The organism is Nocardia sp. NPDC051052, from assembly GCF_044456045.1.
Taxonomy (GTDB): domain Bacteria; phylum Actinomycetota; class Actinomycetes; order Mycobacteriales; family Mycobacteriaceae; genus Nocardia.
Map to the genome: position 1 here is coordinate 384,685 of NZ_JBITFL010000008.1, position 22,453 is coordinate 407,137.

At 67.1% G+C, this 22,453-nt stretch carries 22 protein-coding genes; 3 read left to right on the forward strand and 19 right to left on the reverse strand.

The genetic code is table 11. The features are described 5' to 3' along the window. Positions 1 to 12 precede the first annotated feature (12 nt). From ACIBCN_RS28455 to ACIBCN_RS28470, 4 genes are all read right to left on the reverse strand, one after another. Positions 13 to 429: a hypothetical protein gene (locus tag ACIBCN_RS28455; RefSeq protein ID WP_396994750.1), complete on the reverse strand. Its 417-nt coding sequence runs from the start codon at positions 427 to 429 to the stop codon at positions 13 to 15. Between the two features lie 216 nt (positions 430 to 645). Then, positions 646 to 969: a hemophore-related protein gene (locus tag ACIBCN_RS28460; RefSeq protein WP_396994751.1), complete on the reverse strand. Its 324-nt coding sequence runs from the start codon at positions 967 to 969 to the stop codon at positions 646 to 648. Between the two features lie 83 nt (positions 970 to 1,052). Further along, positions 1,053 to 2,420, reverse strand: a complete 1,368-nt coding sequence (locus ACIBCN_RS28465) for a sensor histidine kinase (protein ID WP_396994752.1) — start codon at positions 2,418 to 2,420, stop codon at positions 1,053 to 1,055. Next, positions 2,410 to 3,093 carry a response regulator transcription factor gene (locus ACIBCN_RS28470; RefSeq protein ID WP_396994753.1) on the reverse strand — a complete coding sequence of 228 codons (684 nt, stop codon included), beginning with the start codon at positions 3,091 to 3,093 and terminating at the stop codon, positions 2,410 to 2,412. The genes ACIBCN_RS28465 and ACIBCN_RS28470 overlap by 11 nt, the downstream gene beginning before the upstream one ends. An 82-nt stretch (positions 3,094 to 3,175) precedes the next feature. Between ACIBCN_RS28470 and ACIBCN_RS28475 the strand changes: the two genes are divergently transcribed. Further along, positions 3,176 to 4,492, forward strand: a complete 1,317-nt coding sequence (locus ACIBCN_RS28475; protein ID WP_396994754.1) for a DUF1800 family protein — start codon at positions 3,176 to 3,178, stop codon at positions 4,490 to 4,492. A gap of 18 nt (positions 4,493 to 4,510) precedes the next feature. After that, a complete protein-coding gene (locus tag ACIBCN_RS28480) occupies positions 4,511 to 5,704 on the forward strand; it encodes a DUF1501 domain-containing protein (RefSeq protein ID WP_396994755.1) in 1,194 nt (397 codons plus the stop codon). Between the two features lie 60 nt (positions 5,705 to 5,764). On the opposite strand, the gene ACIBCN_RS28485 is transcribed toward ACIBCN_RS28480, so the two are convergent. From ACIBCN_RS28485 to ACIBCN_RS28535, 11 genes are all read right to left on the reverse strand, one after another. After that, a complete protein-coding gene (locus tag ACIBCN_RS28485) occupies positions 5,765 to 5,926 on the reverse strand; it encodes a hypothetical protein (protein ID WP_396994756.1) in 162 nt (53 codons plus the stop codon). 66 nt (positions 5,927 to 5,992) lie between these two features. Next, positions 5,993 to 7,474, reverse strand: coding sequence for an FAD-dependent oxidoreductase (locus ACIBCN_RS28490; RefSeq protein WP_396994757.1), 1,482 nt, complete (start codon positions 7,472 to 7,474; stop codon positions 5,993 to 5,995). A gap of 33 nt (positions 7,475 to 7,507) precedes the next feature. Further along, entirely contained in the window at positions 7,508 to 7,801 is a 294-nt protein-coding gene (locus ACIBCN_RS28495) for a hypothetical protein (protein WP_396994758.1), read from the reverse strand. A gap of 133 nt (positions 7,802 to 7,934) precedes the next feature. Further along, positions 7,935 to 8,486, reverse strand: coding sequence for a hemerythrin domain-containing protein (locus tag ACIBCN_RS28500; RefSeq protein WP_396994759.1), 552 nt, complete (start codon positions 8,484 to 8,486; stop codon positions 7,935 to 7,937). Positions 8,487 to 8,742: 256 nt separating this feature from the next. Next, complete coding sequence (locus tag ACIBCN_RS28505) at positions 8,743 to 9,585, reverse strand: alpha/beta fold hydrolase (protein ID WP_396994760.1); 843 nt, start codon at positions 9,583 to 9,585, stop codon at positions 8,743 to 8,745. A gap of 164 nt (positions 9,586 to 9,749) precedes the next feature. After that, complete coding sequence (locus ACIBCN_RS28510; RefSeq protein WP_396994761.1) at positions 9,750 to 10,160, reverse strand: cupin domain-containing protein; 411 nt, start codon at positions 10,158 to 10,160, stop codon at positions 9,750 to 9,752. 42 nt (positions 10,161 to 10,202) lie between these two features. Then, positions 10,203 to 11,033 carry a phosphoenolpyruvate hydrolase family protein gene (locus ACIBCN_RS28515; RefSeq protein WP_396994762.1) on the reverse strand — a complete coding sequence of 277 codons (831 nt, stop codon included), beginning with the start codon at positions 11,031 to 11,033 and terminating at the stop codon, positions 10,203 to 10,205. Beyond that, positions 11,030 to 12,250, reverse strand: coding sequence for a Tm-1-like ATP-binding domain-containing protein (locus ACIBCN_RS28520; RefSeq protein ID WP_396994802.1), 1,221 nt, complete (start codon positions 12,248 to 12,250; stop codon positions 11,030 to 11,032). Before ACIBCN_RS28520 ends, ACIBCN_RS28515 begins: the two co-directional genes overlap by 4 nt. A gap of 119 nt (positions 12,251 to 12,369) precedes the next feature. Next, complete coding sequence (locus ACIBCN_RS28525; RefSeq protein ID WP_396994763.1) at positions 12,370 to 13,602, reverse strand: VWA-like domain-containing protein; 1,233 nt, start codon at positions 13,600 to 13,602, stop codon at positions 12,370 to 12,372. Then, the gene (locus ACIBCN_RS28530; RefSeq protein ID WP_396994764.1) at positions 13,599 to 14,840 is read right to left on the reverse strand and encodes an AAA family ATPase; all 1,242 of its coding nucleotides are present in this window, start codon (positions 14,838 to 14,840) and stop codon (positions 13,599 to 13,601) included. The genes ACIBCN_RS28525 and ACIBCN_RS28530 overlap by 4 nt, the downstream gene beginning before the upstream one ends. Positions 14,841 to 14,893: 53 nt before the next feature. Beyond that, positions 14,894 to 16,237, reverse strand: coding sequence for a hypothetical protein (locus tag ACIBCN_RS28535; protein ID WP_396994765.1), 1,344 nt, complete (start codon positions 16,235 to 16,237; stop codon positions 14,894 to 14,896). Positions 16,238 to 16,494: 257 nt separating this feature from the next. On the opposite strand from ACIBCN_RS28535, the gene ACIBCN_RS28540 reads away from it, so the two are divergent. Beyond that, entirely contained in the window at positions 16,495 to 17,226 is a 732-nt protein-coding gene (locus ACIBCN_RS28540; RefSeq protein ID WP_396994766.1) for a hypothetical protein, read from the forward strand. 19 nt (positions 17,227 to 17,245) lie between these two features. Here the strand turns inward: ACIBCN_RS28540 and ACIBCN_RS28545 are convergent, their stop codons facing one another. The 4 genes from ACIBCN_RS28545 to ACIBCN_RS28560 all read right to left on the reverse strand — a co-directional run bounded on the left by ACIBCN_RS28545 (position 17,246) and on the right by ACIBCN_RS28560 (position 22,414). Then, positions 17,246 to 18,592: a carotenoid oxygenase family protein gene (locus tag ACIBCN_RS28545; RefSeq protein ID WP_396994767.1), complete on the reverse strand. Its 1,347-nt coding sequence runs from the start codon at positions 18,590 to 18,592 to the stop codon at positions 17,246 to 17,248. Between the two features lie 40 nt (positions 18,593 to 18,632). Next, on the reverse strand, positions 18,633 to 20,024 hold the full coding sequence (locus ACIBCN_RS28550; protein WP_396994768.1) for an MFS transporter: 1,392 nt from the start codon (positions 20,022 to 20,024) through the stop codon (positions 18,633 to 18,635). A gap of 61 nt (positions 20,025 to 20,085) precedes the next feature. Then, positions 20,086 to 20,937 carry a fumarylacetoacetate hydrolase family protein gene (locus ACIBCN_RS28555; RefSeq protein ID WP_396994769.1) on the reverse strand — a complete coding sequence of 284 codons (852 nt, stop codon included), beginning with the start codon at positions 20,935 to 20,937 and terminating at the stop codon, positions 20,086 to 20,088. A gap of 28 nt (positions 20,938 to 20,965) precedes the next feature. Then, the gene (locus ACIBCN_RS28560) at positions 20,966 to 22,414 is read right to left on the reverse strand and encodes an amidohydrolase family protein (RefSeq protein ID WP_396994770.1); all 1,449 of its coding nucleotides are present in this window, start codon (positions 22,412 to 22,414) and stop codon (positions 20,966 to 20,968) included. Between the last annotated feature and the right edge of the window lie 39 nt (positions 22,415 to 22,453).

Consider the following 22,453-nt stretch of genomic DNA (forward strand, 5'->3'; position numbering starts at 1 on the left):
TGCCACTTCCATTCACTCGACGTACGCGCGTCGGCCCGGTCGATACCGCCCCGGCACATTTTGCGTGACGCTCAGTGCCGGATCGTCGTGCATGCGACGGTTCATCTCTTCAGCAGCCGTTTGATCGGTCCCCGCAAAATACTGCGCCGCCTTGTCCAGGGCCGTCGCAGTGTCTTCCAGATTCTTCACCGTGTCTGTCAGGAAACCCACCACCGTCGCGTGTAGAGCGAGATAGGCGTTATACACCGGACCTTTTGCGTCACCACCGAAGAACCCTGGTCGGTCCATAACCTGAGCCAGCTGATCGGTGACGCTGTTGCAGCTACCGATCGCGATACTGTAGTCCAGTGCGATCTGCGGAAAATCCGCCTTCGCGGCCTTTTCCAGTTCGTACAGCTCGACACCGAATCGTATATCCGAAACCCCCATGGACGCCCTCTTCCCTACGTCTCGAAGTCTGCGCGCGGCGAATTCGGCAACCACGCATCGCAAACGCTACCGCCGCTCGGACGAATTGCCCAGAGGTTCAACGGAATCGGGCACAAACCCGCTTCGGAGCCGGCGTCGGGTCCATAAATATCCGCCTACTCGCGGATGTTTCTCCCTGCCGCGCTGCCGTATCATTGCGCGGACTTGGTACGCCGCCTACTTGCGGCAAGCGTGGCGGTAGTCGCGGATGGCGGCGCGGGCGTTTTTGAAGTCCTGTGCTTCCTGCGGGTGCGCCTGGCGGTAGGACTTCCACTCGGCTTTGCGCTGGTCCTTGGGCAGGGCCCGCACCTTCGCGATTTCGGCGGCGAAGTCTGGGTGGCCGGCCAGGAATGCCGCGATCCGCGGGGCGCTGTCCGCCCGCGCCTGGGCTGCGGCCGCGGGGTTGCATTGCAGGCCGGGGTCGGCGGAGGCGGCTGCGGGCAGGGCGATGGCGAGACCAGCGAAACCGGTGAGGGTGGCGGCGATGAGGGTGCGCTTCATTGTCTTCTCCTGTGTTCTGCGGGCCATGTCTTCATCGAATCTGCCGCCACAACCTCGAGAGCGCCCGCTCGAGACCGTTATCTTCAGGCGATCTTCAGCCGTAGCACGAATACCGCACCCCGCTGGCCGGTCGGCGGTTCGGTGCAGATCAGGTCGCCGCCATGAGCTCTGGCGATGCCGCGCGCGACGGCGAGTCCGAGGCCGGCGCCGTCGGCGCGATGTTCGCGCGCCTGGTCGAGGCGCACCAACCGGTCGAAGATCCGGTCGCGTTCGGCGCGCGGCACTCCCGGGCCGGTGTCGCGGACGATCAGTTCGGCGAGGTTGTCCGTACCGCCGATCAGCACTGTCACCGCACCATGGCCTTGCATGGCCTGGCACGCGTTCTCGAGCAGGTTCAGCAGCACCTGACGGATACGGTCCGGGTCGACGGCCGCGACCACATGATCGCCCGCGAGCTCGAACGCGATCTCGGGACGCAGCAGCCGCATCCGATCGACTTCGGCGTCGGCCAGGTCGTACAGATCGGTGGGTGTGCGCCGTAGCTGAAGTCCGGCGTCGATGCGGGCCAGCTCGACCAAATCGTCGACCAGGCGTCCGGCGCGCTGAGCCTCACGGACCAACAGCAGCTGCATCTGCTGACGGACCTCGGGGTCGGCGTCCAGCGGCTGCTGCAGAATCGCTTGGGCGATCGCGCGAATCCCGGTGATCGGTGTACGCAACTCGTGCGCGGCGTCGGCGACAAAGGCGCGGATCTGTTCCTCCGAGGCATGCGCCCGTGCTTCGGCGCCCTCGAGCGCGTCCAGCATCTCATCGAAAGCCGTTGCGGTGCGTCCCAATTCGGTATCCGGTCGGGAGGGCGACAACCGTCGTCCGCGTCGTCCGCCCGCGATCTCGCCGGCCAGCAGCGTCATCGTATCCAAGGGAGCCAGGGCACGCCGGATACCGAACGGCAGCCCGACGACGATCACCAGTAGCGCGGCGGCGGTGGCGCCGATGAGCACCCATGCCAGCTTCGACTGGGCGCCCGCCAGCAGTTTGGTATCGAGCTGCAGCGTCAGTTTCGCGTGGTCCAGTTCGCCCTGCCCGGACAGCAGGACATGTTTGGTCTTCACCGCGGACTCGTCCTCGCGCACCGTGTTCAGGCTGCCGAAGGTACGGCCGTCGGCGAGAACCAGCCGCGCCCGCACCGACCGCGCATCGATGCGGGTGAGCAGATCCCTGGCCGAGGTGCCCTGTTTCGAGAGTTGCTGTGCCAGCTGAACGCGGTCGGTGAGCACCGCGTTCTGGCTACGGTTCACCGCCACCGCGAACAATCCGTGCACCACCAGCGAAACAAGGATCAGCACCACGGCGAGCACCGCTGCCGTGGTGAACGTGACGCGCCTGCGCAGCGACACCGTCTTCATCGCGCGACCACCCGGCAGGTGCGGCAGTGCGAGATCACTGGTCACCGACTCTCAGCGTGTAGCCGAGGCCGCGGACGGTGTGCAGCAGTCGTGGTCCGTGTGCCTCCAGCTTGCGCCGCACCGCACTGACATACACCTCGACCAGGTTCGGGTCGTAGTCCTCGTAACCCCATACGGCGGTGAGTATTTGAGCCTTGGTGACTACGCGATCGCGGTGCGCGGCGAGATAGGCCAGGACTTTCAGCTCGGTCACGGTCAAGGCGATCGTCTCGTTGCCGCGTCGCACCGTACCGGAGGCGGCATCGATGACCAGGTCACCGATCGTGGTCGAGGTCTGCAGCCGCCCCATGCGCCGCAGCAACGCGTCGACGCGGGCCACCAGTTCGGCGAGGTCGAATGGTTTGATCACGTAGTCGTCCGAGCCTGCCCGTAGTCCGCGCAGTCGGTCCTCGATGCCGTCGCGGGCGGTCACCATGAGCACGCCCGCGCCTGATCGCGCGCGGGTGGTCTCCAGCAGGGTGAATCCATCACGTCCTGGCAGCATGATGTCGAGCACGACCACATCGGGGCGGAACTGCGCGAGGTCGCGTTCGAGCTGCTCGCCGTGCCCGCGGCTGAGCACCTGGTGCCCAGCCGTGGTCAGCCCCGATTCGATCGCGACTCGGATGGCCTCGGCGTCCTCGATGACAAGTATTCGACCCGGTTGCACACCTGTCATTGTTGCGCTCGCGGGCTGAAGATTGCCTGAAAGGTCGCGAGTGAGCGGCTGACGTCGCCGCGCCTGGCCGGATACTCGGACCATGGCGACCCAATCGGCACCGTGGATGAGCACCGCGCGCATGCTGCGCCGGGCCGGCTTCGGTGCTACCGGGGCCGAAGTCGACGCCGCAGTGGGGTCGCGGGCTCAGGACTACTTGCGTGCGGCGTTGACTGCCGACCCGGACGCGGATCCTGGTGCACGGGCGACTCCGCTACCGACCTTCACCAAGGTCGCCGCGCCAGGGAAGCAGGCGACGCCCGAGGTCCGAAAGCGATATAACGCCGAGCGCAACGATCAGCTCGGCGCCTTGACCGCGTGGTGGCTGCGGCGGATGGCCGCTGTCCAGCAGCCGATCCATGAGAAGCTGACCCTGTTGTGGCACAACCACTTCGCGACATCGGCCAGCAAAGTGCGTGACGCGACCGCCATGGCCGCGCAGAACCAGAAGCTGCGCACCCTTGGCACCGGCGACTTCGGTGCCCTTGCCTACGCCATGCTCACGGACGCGGCGATGCTCAAATGGCTTGACGGCGCCAGTAATTCGGCGAAGGCGCCCAATGAGAACCTGGCTCGCGAGTTCATGGAGTTGTTCGCCCTCGGGCACGGCAACGGATACACCGAGACCGACGTGCGAGAGGGTGCCCGCGCGCTGACCGGATGGACGATCGACGGCAGCGACGAGGTCACGCTGAATCCCAAGCGGCACGACCCCGGCCCGAAAACGCTGCTAGGAGTGACAGGGTCACTCGGTGCCCGCGAATTCTGCGATATCGTCCTAGGTCGTGCCGAATCGGCACAGTATGTGGCCCAACGGATGTGGCAGCAGCTCGGCGCCGACGCGCCGCCATCCCGATCGGCGATCGACCGCACGGTGGCGGCCTATGGACCGGACCGCGGCACCGCGAGCATGGTGGTCGCTATCCTCACCGACGACGAATTCGCCACCGCGCGTGACACCGTCGTGCACGGGCCGGTCGAATGGCTGATCGGCGCGGTGCGTGCGCTGGCGGTGCCCATGGACAGCGAGACCGATGTCAAGAAGCTGATCGGCGTGCTGCGCAACCTCGGACAGTTACCGTTCTACCCACCCTCGGTCGGCGGCTGGCCGCACGGCCAAGCGTGGATGTCTACGGCCGCGGCACAGTTCCGTCTCCTCGAGGCATCCAGCCTGGTGAAAAACGCCGATCTGAGCCATATTTCGGCCGCCGCGCCGATGGATCGTCTCGACGCGGTCGGATATCAGCTGGGCATCGGCGCCTGGTCGGACCGCAGCGCCGCGGTGCTCATGCCCCTGCGGGCCGATCCGGCCAGGCTGACCACGATCGCCTTGAACACCCCCGAGTACCTGACCAGCTGACCCGAAAGTCGCTCAACCATGCCACAATTCACTCGCAGAGGGTTCCTTGTCGGCAGCAGCGTACTCGGTGCACTGGGCCTGGCCGGTGGGTCGGTGATCAGCTGGGACGAACTGCACCGGCGGGCGGTGACCTCGCCGCTCGCGACCGGCGCCGGGATTCTGGTCCTGGTGACGATGTACGGCGGCAACGACGGCGTCAATACCGTGATCCCCTACGCCGACAACGCCTATCACGACGCGCGGCCGGAATTGTCGTACCCGCCTCAGGACGTGCTGCACCTCGATGGACAGCTCGGACTGAATCCGGCCATGAAAGGCTTCGCGGAGTTGTGGAACAAACACCACCTCGCGATCGTCCGCGGCGTCGGGTACCCCCATCCCGACCACAGCCACTTCCGGTCGATGGACATCTGGCAGACAGCGTCGCCCGACAGCCCGGTCGGGACCGGCTGGATCGGCCGCTGGCTAGACGCCACCGGCGACGATCCGGTGCGTGCCGTCAACATCGGCCCGGTACTGCCGCAGCTGGTGCTGGGGGAGAAGCACACGGCGGCGGCCCTCGATCCCACCACGACGCCGCTGACACCCGAATTGTCCACGGCCCTGGCCGGACTCGCCGCCACCGACCCGCATGACAGTCCCGCCCAGGCGCAGGTCTGCACGGGCTATCACGCCGAACAGACTGTGACACAGACATTCTCTTCGCTCGGCCCGAAACCGGCCGCCGCCGGCGCCAATCCGCTGTCCGCCCAGCTCGAACTCGTCGGACGGTGTGTCAAGGCAGGCGTACCCACCCAGGTCTACTCGGTCAGCATGGGTGGCTTCGACACCCATGCCGACGAACGCCGAACCCAGCAACAATTGCTCGGCCGGCTCGACCAAGCCGTATCGACGTTCCTCACCGACATGTCCGGGCACCCACGAGGCCGCGACGTGGTTGTCCTGGCCTACAGCGAATTCGGCCGCCGCGTCCGCGCCAACGCCTCCCAAGGCACCGACCACGGCACCGCCGGGCCGGTGTTCGTCGCGGGCGCCTCCGTCAAAGGCGGCTTTTATGGAGACGAACCCAGCCTCACCGACCTCGACAACGGCGACCTGAAGACCACCGTCGACTTCCGCGACATCTATTCCGAACTGCTGCACCGAGTCATCGCGACCGACCCAGGCCCCGCCGTCGGCGTCGCCCGCCACGACCTGGGTGTGATCACCTGAGTCAGCGGTCCCGTGAATTCTCGGCCGGTTGGTGCTGTTAGGAACTGGCGAGCGGATCGTTCAGTCCGGCGGTTCCTGTGGTTCGGGGGTTTCGTCGTCGGGGGTGGTCGCTTCGGGAGCGTTCTCGCGTGTCGCCATACCACCGTTGTGCCCCTGATCGGTCGGTCCCGGACGGCCGCCCTTGGGCTCGTTGGGGTCTTCGGCATCGTTCTCGCGTGACATCCGTTTGTCCTTTCACTCGATTCGGCATTTCGGCGCGATAGTCGTGATCGGCGCCGTGGGATCGGATCAGGGCAGGTCTCGTGGTGTGAGTGCCCGGGTCGCGGGTCCTTCGAGGACGCTGCCGTCCGGAGCGAATCGCGAGCCGTGCAGCGGGCAGTCCCAGGTCTTCTCGGCGTCGTTCCACGCCACGACGCCGTAGAGATGCGGGCAAATCGCCGACACCGTGGTGGTTTTGCCGTCCACCGTGCACGTGGCGACCGGTCGGACTCCCGAGCGCCCGACGTGACCCGCGCCCTCTGCCGGTGCGATACCGCCGTCGTGCAGCTCGGCGCGCAGCCAGCCCTCCGCCATGGCGAGGCCGACACCACCATTGGCCTTTACCGCGGTCAGGAGCCCGGTCAATTCGCGGGGTCGCCACGTTTCCAGGACACCCGCCCAGTCGGCCCGGCCACCGAACACGCGACCCGAGATGGCGAGCGCGGCGGCGACCGCGTTGGTCATACCCCACTTCGAATAGCCGGTAGCCACGAGAATGTGCTCGCTTCCCGGCAACAGGGGGCCGACGTAAGGTAATCCGTCGATCGGCGAATAGTCCTGAGCCGACCATTGATGCGTCAATTTCGCGCCCGGCCAATATGTTTCGGTCCACTCACGGAGGTCGTCCACCTTCGATTGCGTCGAGTGTTCCCGTCCGACGACATGTCCGTTACCGCCGACCAAGAGCAGATCACCCTGCGGGCCGGGTGCATAACGCAGCGAGCGGGTCGGCTCGTCCGCGGACAGATACATGCCACGCGGAACCGGGCCCGAAACGTCGAACGCGAGCGCGTACGACCGCTTCGGTTCCAGCCGGGCGAAGAATCCGCCCCGGTCGAGAATCGGCGTCCCGGTCGCCAGCACGACCGTTCCGGCTTGGACTGGCCCGTGCTCGGTGTTGACGACGTCGCCGCTGACACCGACGACTCTCGTATTCTCGAAAATCATCGCGCCCGCGCGGACCGCCGCGGCAGCCAGTTCCTGAAGTACCGCCATCGGGTCGAACTGTGCTTGATTGTCGACCCGCACTGCGCCATACGTCGGAAAAGGCAACTCCAACTCGTCCGCCCACTCGGCATCGAGCCCTGCCGCGCGACAAGCCGCGAGTTCTTTCTCGACCTGTCCGGTGCCCGCCCTCGACTGCGCGTATGTGAACGCCGCCGCGCGCTGGGTGTCCATGCCGTGTTCGGCACAGAACCGCAAAAGCCACTGCTGCCCTTCATGATTGGCCCGCACATACGCGCGTAGTGTCGACTCCGAGTGTTTCGCCGCGATGCTCGAAAGGTGCGTCCCCTGCAGCAGACTGAGTTTCGCGGTGGTGTTTCCGGTGGCCGCGGCACCGAGCTCGCGCGCCTCGACCAGCGCTACCGACACGCCGCCACGAGCGAGCAGCAGCGCTGTGGTCACCCCGGTCAAGCCGCCTCCGACCACGACGTAATCGAACCGCGATCCTGGCGGCAGCGTCGGGTAGGCGGTCCGCGAGGTCGCTCGAGCGTGCCAGAGGGAAGTCACGTGTGCCGGGTGCCCTCGCGTGCGGCCACCAAACTAGAACACCGGGTCAGGCCGGAATGAATGCCAGGCCGATGATGCCGAGGAGATAGATCGCCAGGACGGTGAGGGAGTCGGGGACGTCAGTCCAGTGGAGAGCTCCGGCAGGGAGGTGGCGGCGGCGAGGACGGTGGCGCCGAACAGCACTCCTGACATGCCCCACCGGCCGAACAGTTCTTCGCTGTTGCGCTCGATGCATACGCCCGCGACGAGGGTGACCAAGGCGGCCGCGGTGAAGACCAGCGTTATCCGGCGGGTGCCGATGCCCTTGCGGGTTGCCGGCCGCCACATCGAGTTGATGGGCCAGCGCGGCGCTGGCGGTGATCGCGATCTCGGGCAGGTGTTTGTGGCGATGGCCAACAGGATGACACCACCCAGCGCCTTCCCGAGGCGCAGGCGCTTCGGATCGGCGAGGCTAACGAGCTCACGTTCGGAGGGCACCCTTGCGAGAAGGGTTGGTCGCCGCGTTCACGGCTGCGCACAGCCGGGAGAACAGGGGGAGTGGCGGTACCGCTCGGTGTGGTTCCGGCTCGAGCGGGCGGTGCACGCAGGCGAAGGTTTCGACCAATTCGACCGCGGCGGTGATGCGCGCGGCGTAGGCAGGGGAAGCGCAGTTCCGCACCAGCGGTAGTTCGCGCAGATCCTGGTGGGTGAGGTGCGTTGACATCAGGTCGGTGAATTGGGCGAATTTGCGGTCGAACTCGGGATTTTGCACACCGAGGTCGTAGAGCTCGGCCAAGACGCGCAGCAACTGCTGCTGCTCGCCGCGCCTGGTCTGCATAGCCGCGTCACTGGGCGGGTGGGCAATCGGATACACCAACGACTGCTCCACACTTTCATGCGCGACGATCAGTCGAACCAGTTTCGCGAACGCAGGCGCGCGGTCGCGTCCGAATCGGACATCAGTGAGCAGGGCCTGGATCCGTCGATGTTGCCGCTCGAGTAACGCGGCGGCGTGTTCTGCTGCCCGGGTCATGTCCACCACCCCTGAGTCGTGTTGTCGAGGTTGTCTTCTCGCTGTACCCCGTCGCGCGACCAGTAATCGGAAAGCGTCGCTCAGCGGTCCCGCAGTAGGCGACCCATCCCAGGCACTCGGTCATCGAGTCCGTGCTCGCGCAGCGCGTGCCACAGGGTTGCGGCGTTGATGGCCAGCACGCAGCCGCGCGCCGCTGGACAGCGCGGAAAGTGAACTGGCGTTCTCCAGATCAACCGGCGCCCGCGGCCGCCAGAGGTCAATCGCGATCGGGTGCGACCGTTACCCGGTCCACGAGGAATTCGTGGATGTCGTGGTTCAGCTGCTCGGCGTGGGTGATGTAGAGGCCGTGCCCGGCGGTCGGATATTCCTGGAAGTCCGCGTGGGGCAGCAGTTTCGCGACCCGGCGGCCGGTGCGGTCGATCGGCGCGGACTGGTCGGCACTACCGTGCCCGACGAACGTGGGCACGGTCAGCTCACGCAGGTCGGGGCGGAAATCGGTGGCAAAGGTGGCCTGCCACACCGCCGTGAGGGCAAACGGGGCCGCCGACAGGCATCGGCGAATCTCGTGGTCGACCACCGCCGGGGATACGTTGTTGAACTGGGTGGCGAAATAGGCCTGGGCGCGACGGGTGAACCAGTTCGGCCGGTCACGTCGCAGCTCGGCGACGGTGGCATCGCACAGTGCGGCGGGCACACCCTCGGGATTGTCCTCGGTCAGTTCGAGATACGGCAGTGTGGTTGCGAGCAGCACCAGTCCGGCGACCCGGTCGCGTCCGTGCCTGGCCAGGTAACGGACGGCTTCACCGCCGCCTGCCGAGTGCGCGACAAGGGTGAGGTCGCGCAGGTCGAGGTGGTCGATCACGGCGGCTACGTCGCCGGCGCGAGTGTCGGCGTCGTAGCCGCTCGACGGTCGATCGGAACGGCCGTGCCCGCGCCGGTCGAGCAGCACGCACCGGTACCCGTGCGCGAGGAAGTAGGGGACTTGGTATTCCCACATGTCGGCGTTGAGCGCCCAGCTCGCCAGGAACACTAGCGGCGTGCCGGTGCCGTAGTCCTCGTAGGCGAGTTCGGTTCCGTCGGTTGCGGTGCAGTAGGGCATGGTTTCTCCGTGGTGGCTCAGTGTTTCGCGTGGTGGCAACGGATTCGACAGTAGGGACGCCCGGGCGGCGGGGAATCAGTCGTCTATAGGTAATCCGTGGCAGATCTCGCCAAGCTGAGCAGAGCGACGGCGTAGCGGTGCGAGGCAGACTTACCCGCGCAGACCTAGTCTTCTTGTTTCCACGTCGGAAACTCTCCCGGCGCCAGCTCGACGAAATCCGGCAGTCCGCGCAAAGCGGCCTCGGCGCCGCCGGGCGTGTACGTCGCTACCAGGCGCAGCGGGCGCCATCCGGTGTTGAATGTGGAATGCGGTGTGCCACGCGGAATCCAGACCGCGTCACCGGCCTTGATGGCGAATTCGCCACTGTCGCCGACGGTTTGACGTCCCTCGCCGTCCACCACGTAGAGGATCTCGTCGGACTCGGGGTGCTCGTGGCGGTCATGCCCTTTGTTCGGATTGATCACTACCTCACCGAGCGTCGAGGACGCGCCTTCGATGGTGTCCGGCGAGACATGCCATTTGATCGATCCCCAGTCGAAAACCATTGTCGCAACGGTGTTCGGATCGCGGTACATAGGACTCTCCTTCGAAAGATGAAGCTGCGCGGGATCTTCGAATCACGACTTGTTGGGCGGGACTTCCTTGAACGCCCGAAGCTGGTCGGCGATGGCCCGTTCGGTGGGCAGCCGCTCCATCGACGAGGCACCGAAGAACCCCGCGACTCCGTGAGTGCGCTCGAGGACGTAGCGCACGTCGCCGGGTTCGGCGATCGGACCGCCGTGACACAACACGATGATGCCGGGATCGACTGCCGCGGCCGCATCCCGCATCTCCTGCACCCGGGTCACCGCCTGATCGAGAGTGATCGCCGTGGCCGCGCCGATGCTCCCTTTTGTTGTGAGCCCCATGTGCGGCACGATGATGTCGGCCCCCGCCTGCGCCATCGCGGTCGCTTGCTCGGTGTCGAACACATATGGCGCGGTGAGCAGTTCACGCTCAGACGCCAACTGAATCAGCTCGATTTCGAGATCGAACCCCATCCCGGTCTCTTCGAGATTCGCGCGGAACACACCGTCGATCAGCCCGACCGTGGGAAAGTTCTGCACACCGGCGAACCCGATCGCACGGATCTCATCGAGAAACCGCGGCATCTGCCGGAACGGATCGGTGCCGCAGACGCCGGCGAGGACCGGGGTCTGCTCGACGACGGGCAGCACCTCGGCGGCCATCTCGACCACGATCGCGTTGGCATCGCCGTATGGCATCAGGCCGGCGAGCGAGCCACGTCCGGCCATCCGGAACCGCCCGGAGTTATAGATGATGATGAGGTCGGCCCCACCCGCCTCCGCGGACTTGGCTGACAGTCCGGTGCCCGCACCCGCGCCGATGATGGGGCGGCCGGCCGCGAGCTGACTACGAAACCCGGCGAGAGCCTGTACACGATTCACGTTGCGCTCCTGATGAGTCGGTGCAAATGCTCGGCGGCCGCGGTCGCGAACGCCGTGCTGTTGATGTCCTGGTCGCTGTCGATCACCTCGACGTGGGTTGCGGCCACCGCTTCGAGTACCGAGTCGATGCATGCCGCGTCCGCCGCGCGGTCCCAGAACGGTCCGCCGTCCACGTCTACGGCGGACAGTCCGCCACGCGGAACGAACAATGCGGTGGGTCCCGTTGCCGCTGCGAGCTTCTGGCCGAGCACCTCACCAATTCTGGCCGCCTCCGTGGGATTGGTCCGCATCAACGTGACTGTCTCGTTGTGCACGAGCAAGTGTCGTTCGCTGAACCGCTCCGGCACGGTATCGCGCGGCCCGAAGTTCACCATGTCCAACGCGCCGAGGCTGACGACCTGCGGGATGCCCGCCTTCGCTGCCGCGGTGAGCCGATCCGGCCCGGCGGACAACACGCCTCCGACGATTTCGTCGGCGAGCTCGGTGGTGGTGAGGTCGAGGACACCGGCGAAATGTCCGTCGGCGACCAGGTTTTCCATGGTGCGGCCGCCGGAACCGGTGGCGTGGAACACCAGTACCTCATACCCCAGTTCCGTCAATCGGGCGCGGGCGGTGTCCACAGCGGGGGTGGTCACGCCGAACATGGTCGCCGCGACCAGGGGTTTGTCCTGGGCCGCTTGCGGATTCGATTGCCTGCGCTCGTACCCGTCGGCCATTCCCGCTATCGCGGCAGCGGCGTTGCCCAGCACTTGGCGGGAGATCGAGTTGATCCCCGCCACATCGACGACGCTGTACATCAGCGTCACGTCCGTCGTCCCGACATAGGGTGACACGTCTCCGCCCGCCATGGTCGAGACCAGCAGCTTCGGCAGTCCGACGGGCAACGCCCGCATGACTTTCGCGGCAATCGAGGAACCCCCGCTCCCGCCGAGCGCGAGCACTCCGCTGAGACGGCCCTGCGCGTGCAGATCCCGGGCGACAGCTCGTGCGCCGGCCGCCATCGCGTCGAGGGCCGCGGCACGGTCACGCCGCTGTCTGAGCTCGGTGAGATCGGCGCCCGCCGCGGCAGCGACGGTCGACGAGTCCACATCGGCGACAAGGGACGGGGTGCCGAGCACACCAACGTCGACGAGAACGACGTCCTTGCCGCTGTCGACGATCAAGTCACGGACGTAGGCGTACTCCTCTCCCTTGGTGTCGAGGGTTCCCAACAACATGACGGCCACGCGACGTTCCTCCTATCGATCCACTTCCGACGTCCCCTCATAATCTGTCCCAGATCGCCTGCCCTCGAGGGCCGATTGCGGGAAAGGTATTGGCCGACAGCGTGTTCGCGCTACCCGATCTCGACCACCCTGGCCCATTCCGGCGGCGAATCCGGAACGTAATCGGGATTGTTCTCACTCCATGAGCCGGCGACCTGCCGACGGAAGAGGCCGACCACCGTCCGGCACGCCGGCTGTCTGCTCGGCCAGGGTGTCTGGCCGTCGGTCAGCACCACGAGCACATCGGGGCCGGGCCGGGTTCGCAGCGCCTTCGCGAACCCGGCGCGCAGATCCGTACCACCGCCGCCCACCAGCGGTATCGCCTCGGCCCTACACAGTGGGTGCACAACCCCTGCCGCCGCGTCACACGACAGAACCCGCACCAGGTCTCGCCGACCGCCGACGGCACGACTGATCGCCGCCACTTCGAGCAAGGCGGAGCCCAGTTCGGCATCACTGACCGACCCCGAGGTATCGATGAGCACCGTAACCTGCGGCGGTGTCCGGCGCAGGCTCGGCAGAACAACACCGGGCACCCCGGCCGAGCGACGAGCCGGACGCCCATAGGTGTAGTCCTCGCCGACACCAGGGCTGGACACCGCGGAACGCAGGGCCGCGCCGAGCAGATCGCGCCACGGCTGCGGCGGATGAAAAGTCTCCTCCGCCCACCGCTTCCAGCCTTGCGACGCATTCCCTGGACGCCCGATGATGCCCTGTGCCACCAGGAATCGGACCGCGTCCCGTTCCTGCTCGCTGAGGCCGTCCGCGCCGTCCGGGCCCAGTTCCCACGCACGGTCCAATCCGTCTGCGCCACTGCCACAGTCGAGCCAGGCCATGGCGTCCGTCCGCGGACCGAGCCGGAACTGGCGCAGGTAGTCCTCCATGAGTTCGCCCGCGCCCAACCCCAACGTCGACGGCACGACGGCGTCCTCCGGTTGGACCAGTCCGTTGCCGAACGCGTCGTCGTTGATTTCGCAGTCCGCGGCGATGTTCATGCGCAGGCGTTCCGCCGGGCCGGTCAGCTCGTGCTGCTTGGCGAATCGGTCACTGCGACCGTGATGGTCGCGCAACAGGTGCGACACCTCGTGCACCCATACCGCGGCCAGGTCCTCCACCGGCGTCCGGTCCACGAACACCGGCGAGACGTAGCACCGCCAGTACCGATCGACACCCATCGTCGGTACGCGGCGCGACTCGACGACGGCCAAGGCGAACAGAGCCGTCGCCAGATAAGGCCGGACGCGAGCGGCATGCAATCGGGCGGCGAAGAGTTTGTCGCGATCCAGGGTTCCCGGCTCGGTCATCGGCCTGCCTTCGCGGCGACGCGGGTAGCGGCTTGATCCGCTTCCCTGGACACCGAAACCACTCCGGCGAGTTCCTCGATAGCCGCCGGAACGTCCCAGTCGCCCTGCCGCAATGTCGCGAGAGTCGTTGCGGGAACAACGATTAGATCCGGCGCTCCGCTTTCGAGGGCCTTCGTGAGGAGCGTCCATGCCGCGTCCCAGCGCGACCTCTCCGGACGTTTCCGGACTGCCGCCACAACTCCGTCGAGCACCGCTTGGCGCAGATCGCCGCGCTCGGGCAGGACGGCGCAGGCCGGATCGGCGAGCAGGTCCTCTGGGTCGGGCAGATCCATCCGATCCAGGCTAGCCAGCAGTTCGAAGCCCGGCCCGTCGCCCACCGTGCCCCGAACCAGCAGGGAAAGCACATCGCGGGAAGAGCCTGCCGCGGTAGCGAAAGCTATGAGCCACAACGTCATCTCCCAGCTACGAGGCGACGGCCACGGACCACCGCGGCGTGTTTCGCTGGTGGGCATCTGATGCACGAGAGCGGGTCGAGCCGCGAGCAGGACGCACACCGCGCGGCGAGCGAAAGCCACTGCCTCAGTGAGCTTCTCCGGTGCCAGTCGAGGCAGCGTCGCGTGCGGCCAGATCCCGCCGAGTCCCCGAACGACGACATCATGATCGTGCGTCCACTGCAGGTGCACGAACCGGTTGGCCAGCGGCGGACTCAGTTCCCAGCCGTCGGCCGCCGAGGATCGCGGGTTGGCCGCCGCCACGATGCGGACATCCGGCGGCAGCTGAAGGGTGCCGATTCGGCGTTCGAGGACCAGACGAAGCAGAGCGGCCTGCACCGCTGGCGGCGCGGTGGACAGTTCGTCCAGGAACAGCAGCCCGCGCCCGGCCCGGACGAGTTGGACGGCCCAGTCCGGCGGCGCCATCGGGACGCCATGCACCGCCGGATCGTCTCCGATGATGGGCAGACCCGAAAAGTCCGACGGCTCATGGACACTCGCGATCACGGTGGTCAGCGGGAGGTCCAGGTCGGCGGCGAGTTGGGTGAGGGCGGCGGTCTTCCCGATGCCCGGCTCGCCCCACAGGAGAACTGGCAGGTCGGCGGAAACGGCCAGGGCGAGGGCTTCCAGTTGGTTGTTGGGGCGTGGTTCGGTGGTTACCTCTCGCAGCATGGTCAACAGTTCGCCCGCGACATCGAGTTGGGCGAGCGGAGCGGGGTCAGCGGACGTGCGGACGGCAGTAAGCATGGGTGATCACCTTGGGGTCGACTGAGTTTCGAGTGGGACGACGAGTCGTCGGGTCAGTGCGCGTTGCGCGGGTGGGTGCGGTGGCGACCGGGACGGACCCGAGCCGGCGGGGGCACGCGGTACCCTCCGGCGACCGAAAGACCGGCCTTGAACAGCCCGTACGTGACGCGGCGATGCACGGCGGCCTCTAGTTCATCGAGCAACGCACCATGGCGCAGTGACGCGTCGGCGCCGAGCAGCCCGGTCACCACGGCCAGCGCGCCCGCGGTATCGCCGTGGTCCAGCCGTTCCCGGACGCCGGTGAGACCCTCCGGACGACGGTGTACCGCATCGATGGCCTGTAAGCAGGGCAGCGGCGTGCCGGTCAGCGCGACCAGCAGTTCCTCTCGGCGGAGCTCGTCCAGGTCGTGGTCGAGCGCGGTCAAAACGCCAGCGACGAGACCGATTCGGTGTTGTTCGCCTCTGCACTCGACGATGCGTGGTCGACCCGGCGGGTCCTGAACGCGGGGCGCATCGCGCGGCGAGTGGCCAGGGACCAGGGCGGACGCGACCAGCGGATGCAATTGCTCAGCCGAAATCGCGCCGGAACGCAGCAGTTCCAGATCAGGTAGCACCCATGTCGCCGCATCGGGCAGGACCGGCAGCGCGGAGACACGACCGGCCGGGTATTCGGATGCGATCCGCAGTTCGGGGCCGGCCCGGTCCAGCACCAACCGCTGCCTGGCCCGGAACCGTACGACGAACGCATTGGACGGCAATCCCTCAGCACGGCAAAGGATCTCGCCCTCGTCCGCCCATCGGCCGACGGCGCAGGCCGCTGGCGTCATCGCGAGCAACCCGGGATCCAGCGTCGGTCGACGATCCGCGGCCCCGGACCGTATTCGCAGTTCATCCGCCCTGCGCGCATCCCACAGGTGGCGATGCAGATCCAGGCGGAAGCGCCGGTCGGGCCGAGGGTGTGGATGCGGGCCGGTCGCCGATCCGTCCCACAGCGCAAGGCTGATCCGTTGACCGGCATCCGCCCAGGTGGGCGCGGTACGCACCACCAGCTGCATGGGACATCGGCCGGCACGCTCGTAGCGCACCAGCGTGACGGTCAGCCCTGGTCGCAGCAATCCGTCCGGCGCGACCCGCGGCATATGCCAGCGCAGCAGGTCAGGAGCCAGATACCGGAGGTCGGCCCGGATTCGGGACGCGAGTTCGGCCCCGTGTTCGCGCGCCACGGATCGCACATCGAAATCCACGTCGAAACCTGCTGCGGCGCAGGCGCCTGCCCAGTCCCCGCTGCGGCGGCGAGCGGTAGCGGTCCGGATCATGTCGGGCGGCACGGCGAATTCGCGCACGCGTAGCCAGAAGGAAAAGCGGGAGTGATCTCCATTCGCGTTGTCAGTGAGCATCAGCACTCACCTTGCACGAATGGGACCCCCAATCTTTGAACAGAATGAGTAGTCATCGCGTTGATCATATAGGCACTCCCGCACCGCGGCCAACCGAGGCAGTTCAGCCTAGTTCGCTGAACGGCGTTGGACGGGTACAACGTTCGTCCGAGGGAGCTGACTCGGCTAACAGAAAGGCTTGCGGGACAACACATTCAGCCGGTAACGACGACTGCCACAGCATCGAAAATCCCGACCGAGAACGGACCACCGAACCGATGCCTGACATACGCCTGACGGCGGTAACCGACACCTCGCCGGCAGCTTGGCTTCGTACCTCGCTCACCTTCGGAGCGCGACTGGCCAAAACCCGGCCTGCGCACGCGCGGGTCCTGCATCCCGCTACCGAAATCGCTACCGGCATCCAGGTGTCCTGGGCGCCGGTGGCGCAGGCACCTGGCCCAGACCACCGGGACCGGCTGGACTGGATCCTCGACCTCGCCGCCTCCGACGACTGGGACGCACCCGAGCAAGGCAGCCTCGAACAACCCCAACTCGACGCCTTGATCGATGTCCTTGCCCGACACACCACCACACCCGATCGCTGCTACGTCGGGGTGTGGGAGGGGTGGCACTGGTACAACCGGAGCAAGTCCCGCGTTGGAGCGATCGACGCGCTGAATCCCGGGAACCTGTCTCCAGATGTCAAGAGACAAGCCAGCTTCGAGCTTCTCGACCGCTGGTACCTGCTACTGCGAGGACCCATCCGCGATGCCAGCCGTATCGGCGGGCACGTCACGGCGCAGACGGTGATCATGCGCTCACCGAACCTATTGTGGCCGGCCGACCGCGCATGGTTCGTCTGCACCGGGATCGACGACTACGAAACCTATGTCAGCGGCTCCCGACAACTCATCGACGAACTCACCGCAAGCACACCACTCGACGTCGAGATGATCAACACCGATCACCTCGGTGGCACGGTCAATCGGGACCCGAGCAGATCCTGATGACTACTCCTGAGCCCGCCTATGGCGCGAGTGCCTCGGCCGGGATCCAGGAGCCGTGGATGCCGCCGGGAACCCGGCGGGGCAGTTGGACCGCGGCGACGGTGTTCATGTCGTTGGCGTCGAGGACGAGGAGTTCGGATGCGTCCGCGGCCAGGTCGCTGACGATGGTGAGCAGATAACCGTCGTCTTCGTTGGTGGCACCGGCCGCGGGAACGAAGACGGCCTCGCCGGCGTACCGATCGACTCCGGGGTGATGTAGGAGCCGCTGGCCCGTGGCGGTATTCAGTTTCACGATGGCGAACTCGTCGAGTCCGGCTCCGGGGAACGCGACGGAGTAGCTGATCGTCGAGGGCCGACCGGTGAGAGTCTCGTTGATGGTCGGGAAGTCGGTCACGAGATCGTCGAGCATGTGCTCGGTCGCGGTGCCCGCGGCCGGGTCGAGTAGCCATCGGGTCGCGATGGCGCCGGCCACCGGAGCGGCGGGGTAGCCGGGTGCGCCGACCCACCATTTCCACGAGGTCTCCCACGCGGACCGGTCATAGGCGGGCCCTTCGAGAACGACCTTGCCGTCGGGTGCGTCGTAGGCGTTGGTGACGTGCAGAACGGCCTGCTGGCTGACCGGGATCCAGGTGAGCTTCGGTGCCCCGACGCGGTCGAAGATGCCGATTCGAGCCGGGTAGTCGTCGTGCCAACGGTAGGGGATGCCCGAGGTCTCGGCAGTATCGAATACGACTGGGATGTCGAGGAATACGGCCTTGGTCTCGGTAATCGCGAAGTCGTGCATCAGGCTCGGGCCCGCGCCGTCGATCACCTGGCTGCGGATGATGTGGCCGTCGGGCGAGGCGACGAAGTAGGTCAGATGCGGCGCGAACGGCGAGTAGCTGAAGAAGTGCAGTTCGCCGGTTTCCGGGTCCTGCTTGGGATGGGCGGTCATCGCGGAGGTCAGTGTGCCGTGGAAATCGAACGGGCCGACGGTATCCAGTTCGGGGGTGACCTCGAAGGGCAGGTTGGTTTCCTGCAGTGCCAGCAGCCGGCCACCGTGTTCGATGATGTGGGTGCCCGCGACGCTCGCGGTGAGATCCATGGTGCCGTCCTGGCGGATGAGCGGTGCGCCGTCCAGGGCGGGGGTCTTGACCCAGCGGTTGCGGTACCACGCGGCGCGCCCGTGCTCGAGCCGAATGCCGTGCAGCATGCCCGAGCCCTTGAACCAGTGGCTGGGCGTGATGCCGGGCTTCGGGTTGTGCCCGTTGCGGATGTAGTGGCCGGTCAGCTCCGGGGGCAGCGTGCCGCGGATCGGGAGGTCGACCGCGGCGGTCTCGTCGGGGACCGGAGTGTAGTGCCCGCTCAAGTATGGCTTGGTGGTCATGGTGTCTCCTTGGATGATAAGGGTTGGGTGATAAGGGTTTTCAGCGCTCGCGCAGGGCGGGTGTGAGAGACAGCAGCAGCGCCAGGCCGGTGAGCGCGGCCGCGGCGGCGAAGGCAGCGGAGAAGTGCGGAGTGGGGGTGTCGCCGGTCGCGACGGCGACCATGGTGGCCAGCCCGAGCGCGCCACCCATTTGACGGGTGGTGTTGACCAGGCCGCTGACCAGTCCCGCCTCGCTGGGAAGCGAGTCGGCGACCGCTAGGGAGGTGACGTACACGAAGCTCACGCCGATGCCCGCGCCGATCAGCAGGAACGGCCCGACCAACCCGGCGAAGGTGGTGGCGGCACGCATCGCCAGCCACAGCGCCCCGACGACCAGCGACACGAGGCCGCCGACGAGGGCCGGGCGGATACCAACGGCGCGAGCGATTCTCGGGGCCAGCAGGCCGCCACCGGTGATCGTGCCCGCGATCGGCAACTGGGCCAGGCTGGTCTCGATCGGACTCATCCCCAGCACGAGTTGCTGGTATTGCGGCAGGAAGTAGAACATGCCGACGGTGACCGCGCCGACGAGCAGCATGATCGTGTTCGCCGTGGAAAGCCGGGCCCTGGCGAAAACTTGCAGTGGGACAAGCGGTCCGGCGGCGCGCCGCTCGATGCCTAGGAACGCGACCAGCGCGACGAGACCGACCGCCAGCGCGCCCAGGGTGATCCAGCTGGTCCATCCCTCTTGCGGCCCGCTGACCAGACCGTAGGCGAGCGCCGCCATCGAGAGGGTGACGGTGACCGCGCCGGCGATGTCGAACGCCCCGCCCGCAGCGGGCAGCGACCGCACCGAGCCCACCGCGGCCATCGCGACCAGCACCCCCACTGGCACGTTGATCAGGAAAATCCATGGCCAGCCGAGTGTTTGGCTGAGGACGCCGCCGAGCAGCACACCGGCGATCCCGCCCGCACCGGACACCCCACCCCAGACACCCAGCGCCCGAGCACGATCCGGGCCGTCCGGAAACAGGGTCATCACGATGGACAGCGCGGCCGGTGCCATGACCGCACCGCCCGCGCCATGCAGAACCCGCGCGCCGATCAGGAGGGGGCCGGTCGTGGCGAGCGCGCAGGCGACCGAGGAAGCCACGAACATCGCCAGGCCCGCGAGGAACACCGTGCGGCGGCGAAACACGTCCGCCAGCCGGCCGCCGAGCAACAGCAAACCACCGAACGCGACCAGATAGCCGTCCACCACCCAGGACAGCGACGCCGGACTCAGGCCGAGGTCGTCGCGAATCGACGGCAGCGCGACATTCACGATCGTGGAATCCAGCACGACCATGAACTGCGCGGCGGCCAGCGCGGTGAGCGCCACGCCCCGCCGGGCCGTCCGGGTCCCCGCGCCGGGTACGACCGCTCCGTCGTATGTGCGTGATTGGTCAGCCACTTCTATCTCCTGAGAAAAGGTCCGCGAACAGGTAGGGGCGCCGAGGGGTTAACTGGACGGTTCAGTGCCCGGCGACCATCAGGTGGCGCATTTCGCCGATGCCGCGCACGTAACTCACCAATTCGTCGCCGGGAGAGAGGAACCGCTGCGGGGTGCGGCCGAGCCCGACACCGGCTGGTGTGCCGGTGAAGATGACGTCGCCGGGCAGCAGGGGAGTGATCGCCGACAGCCGCGCGATCAGCTCGGGCACCGGGAAGACCATGTCGGCGGTCCGGCCCTGCTGCATTTGCTCGTCGTTGATCAGGCAGCCCAGTTCTAGATCGTCGGGGTCGTCGAACTCGTCCGGGGTGACCAGCATCGGCCCGATCGGCCCGAAGCCCGGGAAGGATTTGCCCATGCTGAACTGCGGGGCGGGGCCAACCTGCTGCCGAACCCGCTCCGAAATGTCCTGGCCCACAGCGACTCCCGCGACGTGACGCCACGCGTCCGGGGCGGCGATGTGATGCGCCGGACGGCCGATCACGACGACCAGCTCGACCTCCCAGTCCACTTTGCCCGGCACCAGCGTGATCGTCCCGTACGGATCGGCCAGCGAGGTCGCGAACTTGGTGAATACCGGCGGCTCCTCGGGCACCGCGAACGACGACTCCGCGGCGTGGTCGGCGTAGTTGAGGCCGATGGCGAAGACCTGCCGGGGACGCGGGGCCGGATTGCCGAATTCCGTTGTCGGAAAGTCCGATAGCGGTATACCCGCCTCGGTGACGGTCGTGCAGAACTCGAGCAGTTCGTCCCAGCGCTCGTAGGCGTCCTGAATATCCGGGCCGAACCGTCCGCGGCTGGCGCGCGTGAGGTCGATGACGGTCTCGGACGTGGTGATCAGCGATAACCGGCCCGAGATGGTGGCGAAACGCATTGTGCTGACTCCTGATCGGTGTGAACGGTCATCGCTGCGACACGGCGTCGCCGTGCGTAGCCGCGGACCGGTAGTCGGTGTAGGTGTAGGGGTTGTCGAGGACCTTGGCCTCGGGGATTTCCGGGTTCATGCCCTCGCGCCAGGCCTGCTCCCCGATTTCGGCGCGCAGATAGTCGACCGTTGCCTGTACCGCACTACGGGCGCCCGCCAGGTCGGCACCGACCAGGCGGTGGTCGCGCTTGACGATCCGGCCGTCGACCAGGACCGAGTCGACGTCAGCACGCTGTGCCTGCAGGACCACGTGTCCGTGCGGGTTCAGCAGTGGCGTCATCGCGGGCGAATCGTCGTTGCGGACCAGCACGAGGTCCGCCTTCTTGCCGACCTCGACGCTGCCGATCTCGCTGTCGCGCCCGAGTGCTCGCGCTCCGCCGCGGGTGGCCCACTCGACGACCTGGTCGGCATGCAGGGAGGCGTGGGTGACGGTCTCACCGCGAGCGTGCGCCTGCAGGTGCTGGTAGGCGCGGTCGGCGCCCAGCGTCGTGCGCATGGCGGAGAACAGATCACCGCTGCAGAGCACACAGCTGTCCAGCGACAACGACACCGGAATGCCGTGCTCCCGTAGGGCGGCCGTCGCGGGATAACCCTGCCCGGCGCTCTGCTCGCTTTCCGTGGACACCGATACCGATCCGCCGGTCGCCGCGATCCGGGCGTAGGAGTCCGCCGAGAGCGTCGAGGCGTGCACGTACACCGTCCTGGCCTCGGCGTAGCCATGCTCGTGGATCAGTCGCACGGCGTCGTCGCCCGTCGCGCCCCAGACACCGGCGTGGGTGGTCACCGCCAGGTCGAGATCCCGGGCCACCTCGAAGGCAGGCTGCTCGGGGAAGCTCGGATCGCCGGTGACGTCGAAGGCGATCTGGAAGCCCTCGAGATCGCCGGATCGACGGTCGAAGAACTTGCGGAACTCAGGTGTGCCTGTCCAATTCGCGGGTGCGTCCTGAATGTTGCCGTAGGCCAGGACAAATCGACCCGGTACCGAGGCCAGCGCATCGACCGCGGCGTCGGCATGATCGATCGTCTGCAGGCCGTGCGACCAGTCCACGCAGGTGGTGACCCCGGTGTCGAGCGCCTCCAGCGCGCCGAGCAGGTTCCCGGCGTGGATGTCCTCGGGCCGGAACTTCTTGCCCCAGTTCAGGTAAAACCAGACGAAGTACTGGGAAAGCGTCCAGTCGGCACCGTAGCCACGGGTCGTGGTCTGCCACATGTGCCGGTGGGTGTCGACCATCCCGGGCATCACGACACCGCCGCGCGCGTCGATCTCGTCGGCGCCGTCGGGAACGGCGAGATCGACACCGACGGCGGCGATCCGGCCATCGACCACGAGCACGTCGTGGCCTTCGAGGACGGTGCGGTGGGAATCCATGGTGAGGACCGTCCCGCCACGCAAGACGGTCGGACGCGACAGCTCTTTCGAAAACATCAGAACCTCGGTTCGCAACGAAGAAGACGTCGTCCGGCA

Excerpts from the sequence above, each read along its gene's own strand:
- ACIBCN_RS28545 (WP_396994767.1), bottom strand. The coding sequence starts at position 18,592 with ATGACCACCAAGCCATACTTGAGCGGGCACTACACTCCGGTCCCCGAC.
- ACIBCN_RS28525 (WP_396994763.1), bottom strand. The coding sequence starts at position 13,602 with ATGACCGAGCCGGGAACCCTGGATCGCGACAAACTCTTCGCCGCCCGA.
- ACIBCN_RS28460 (WP_396994751.1), bottom strand. The coding sequence starts at position 969 with ATGAAGCGCACCCTCATCGCCGCCACCCTCACCGGTTTCGCTGGTCTC.
- ACIBCN_RS28540 (WP_396994766.1), top strand. The coding sequence starts at position 16,495 with ATGCCTGACATACGCCTGACGGCGGTAACCGACACCTCGCCGGCAGCT.
- ACIBCN_RS28555 (WP_396994769.1), bottom strand. The coding sequence starts at position 20,937 with ATGCGTTTCGCCACCATCTCGGGCCGGTTATCGCTGATCACCACGTCC.
- ACIBCN_RS28500 (WP_396994759.1), bottom strand. The coding sequence starts at position 8,486 with ATGACCCGGGCAGCAGAACACGCCGCCGCGTTACTCGAGCGGCAACAT.
- ACIBCN_RS28480 (WP_396994755.1), top strand. The coding sequence starts at position 4,511 with ATGCCACAATTCACTCGCAGAGGGTTCCTTGTCGGCAGCAGCGTACTC.
- ACIBCN_RS28475 (WP_396994754.1), top strand. The coding sequence starts at position 3,176 with ATGGCGACCCAATCGGCACCGTGGATGAGCACCGCGCGCATGCTGCGC.
- ACIBCN_RS28455 (WP_396994750.1), bottom strand. The coding sequence starts at position 429 with ATGGGGGTTTCGGATATACGATTCGGTGTCGAGCTGTACGAACTGGAA.
- ACIBCN_RS28510 (WP_396994761.1), bottom strand. The coding sequence starts at position 10,160 with ATGTACCGCGATCCGAACACCGTTGCGACAATGGTTTTCGACTGGGGA.
- ACIBCN_RS28495 (WP_396994758.1), bottom strand. The coding sequence starts at position 7,801 with ATGTGGCGGCCGGCAACCCGCAAGGGCATCGGCACCCGCCGGATAACG.
- ACIBCN_RS28530 (WP_396994764.1), bottom strand. The coding sequence starts at position 14,840 with ATGCTTACTGCCGTCCGCACGTCCGCTGACCCCGCTCCGCTCGCCCAA.
- ACIBCN_RS28520 (WP_396994802.1), bottom strand. The coding sequence starts at position 12,250 with ATGTTGTTGGGAACCCTCGACACCAAGGGAGAGGAGTACGCCTACGTC.
- ACIBCN_RS28485 (WP_396994756.1), bottom strand. The coding sequence starts at position 5,926 with ATGTCACGCGAGAACGATGCCGAAGACCCCAACGAGCCCAAGGGCGGC.
- ACIBCN_RS28560 (WP_396994770.1), bottom strand. The coding sequence starts at position 22,414 with ATGTTTTCGAAAGAGCTGTCGCGTCCGACCGTCTTGCGTGGCGGGACG.
- ACIBCN_RS28505 (WP_396994760.1), bottom strand. The coding sequence starts at position 9,585 with ATGCCCTACTGCACCGCAACCGACGGAACCGAACTCGCCTACGAGGAC.
- ACIBCN_RS28535 (WP_396994765.1), bottom strand. The coding sequence starts at position 16,237 with ATGCTCACTGACAACGCGAATGGAGATCACTCCCGCTTTTCCTTCTGG.
- ACIBCN_RS28470 (WP_396994753.1), bottom strand. The coding sequence starts at position 3,093 with ATGACAGGTGTGCAACCGGGTCGAATACTTGTCATCGAGGACGCCGAG.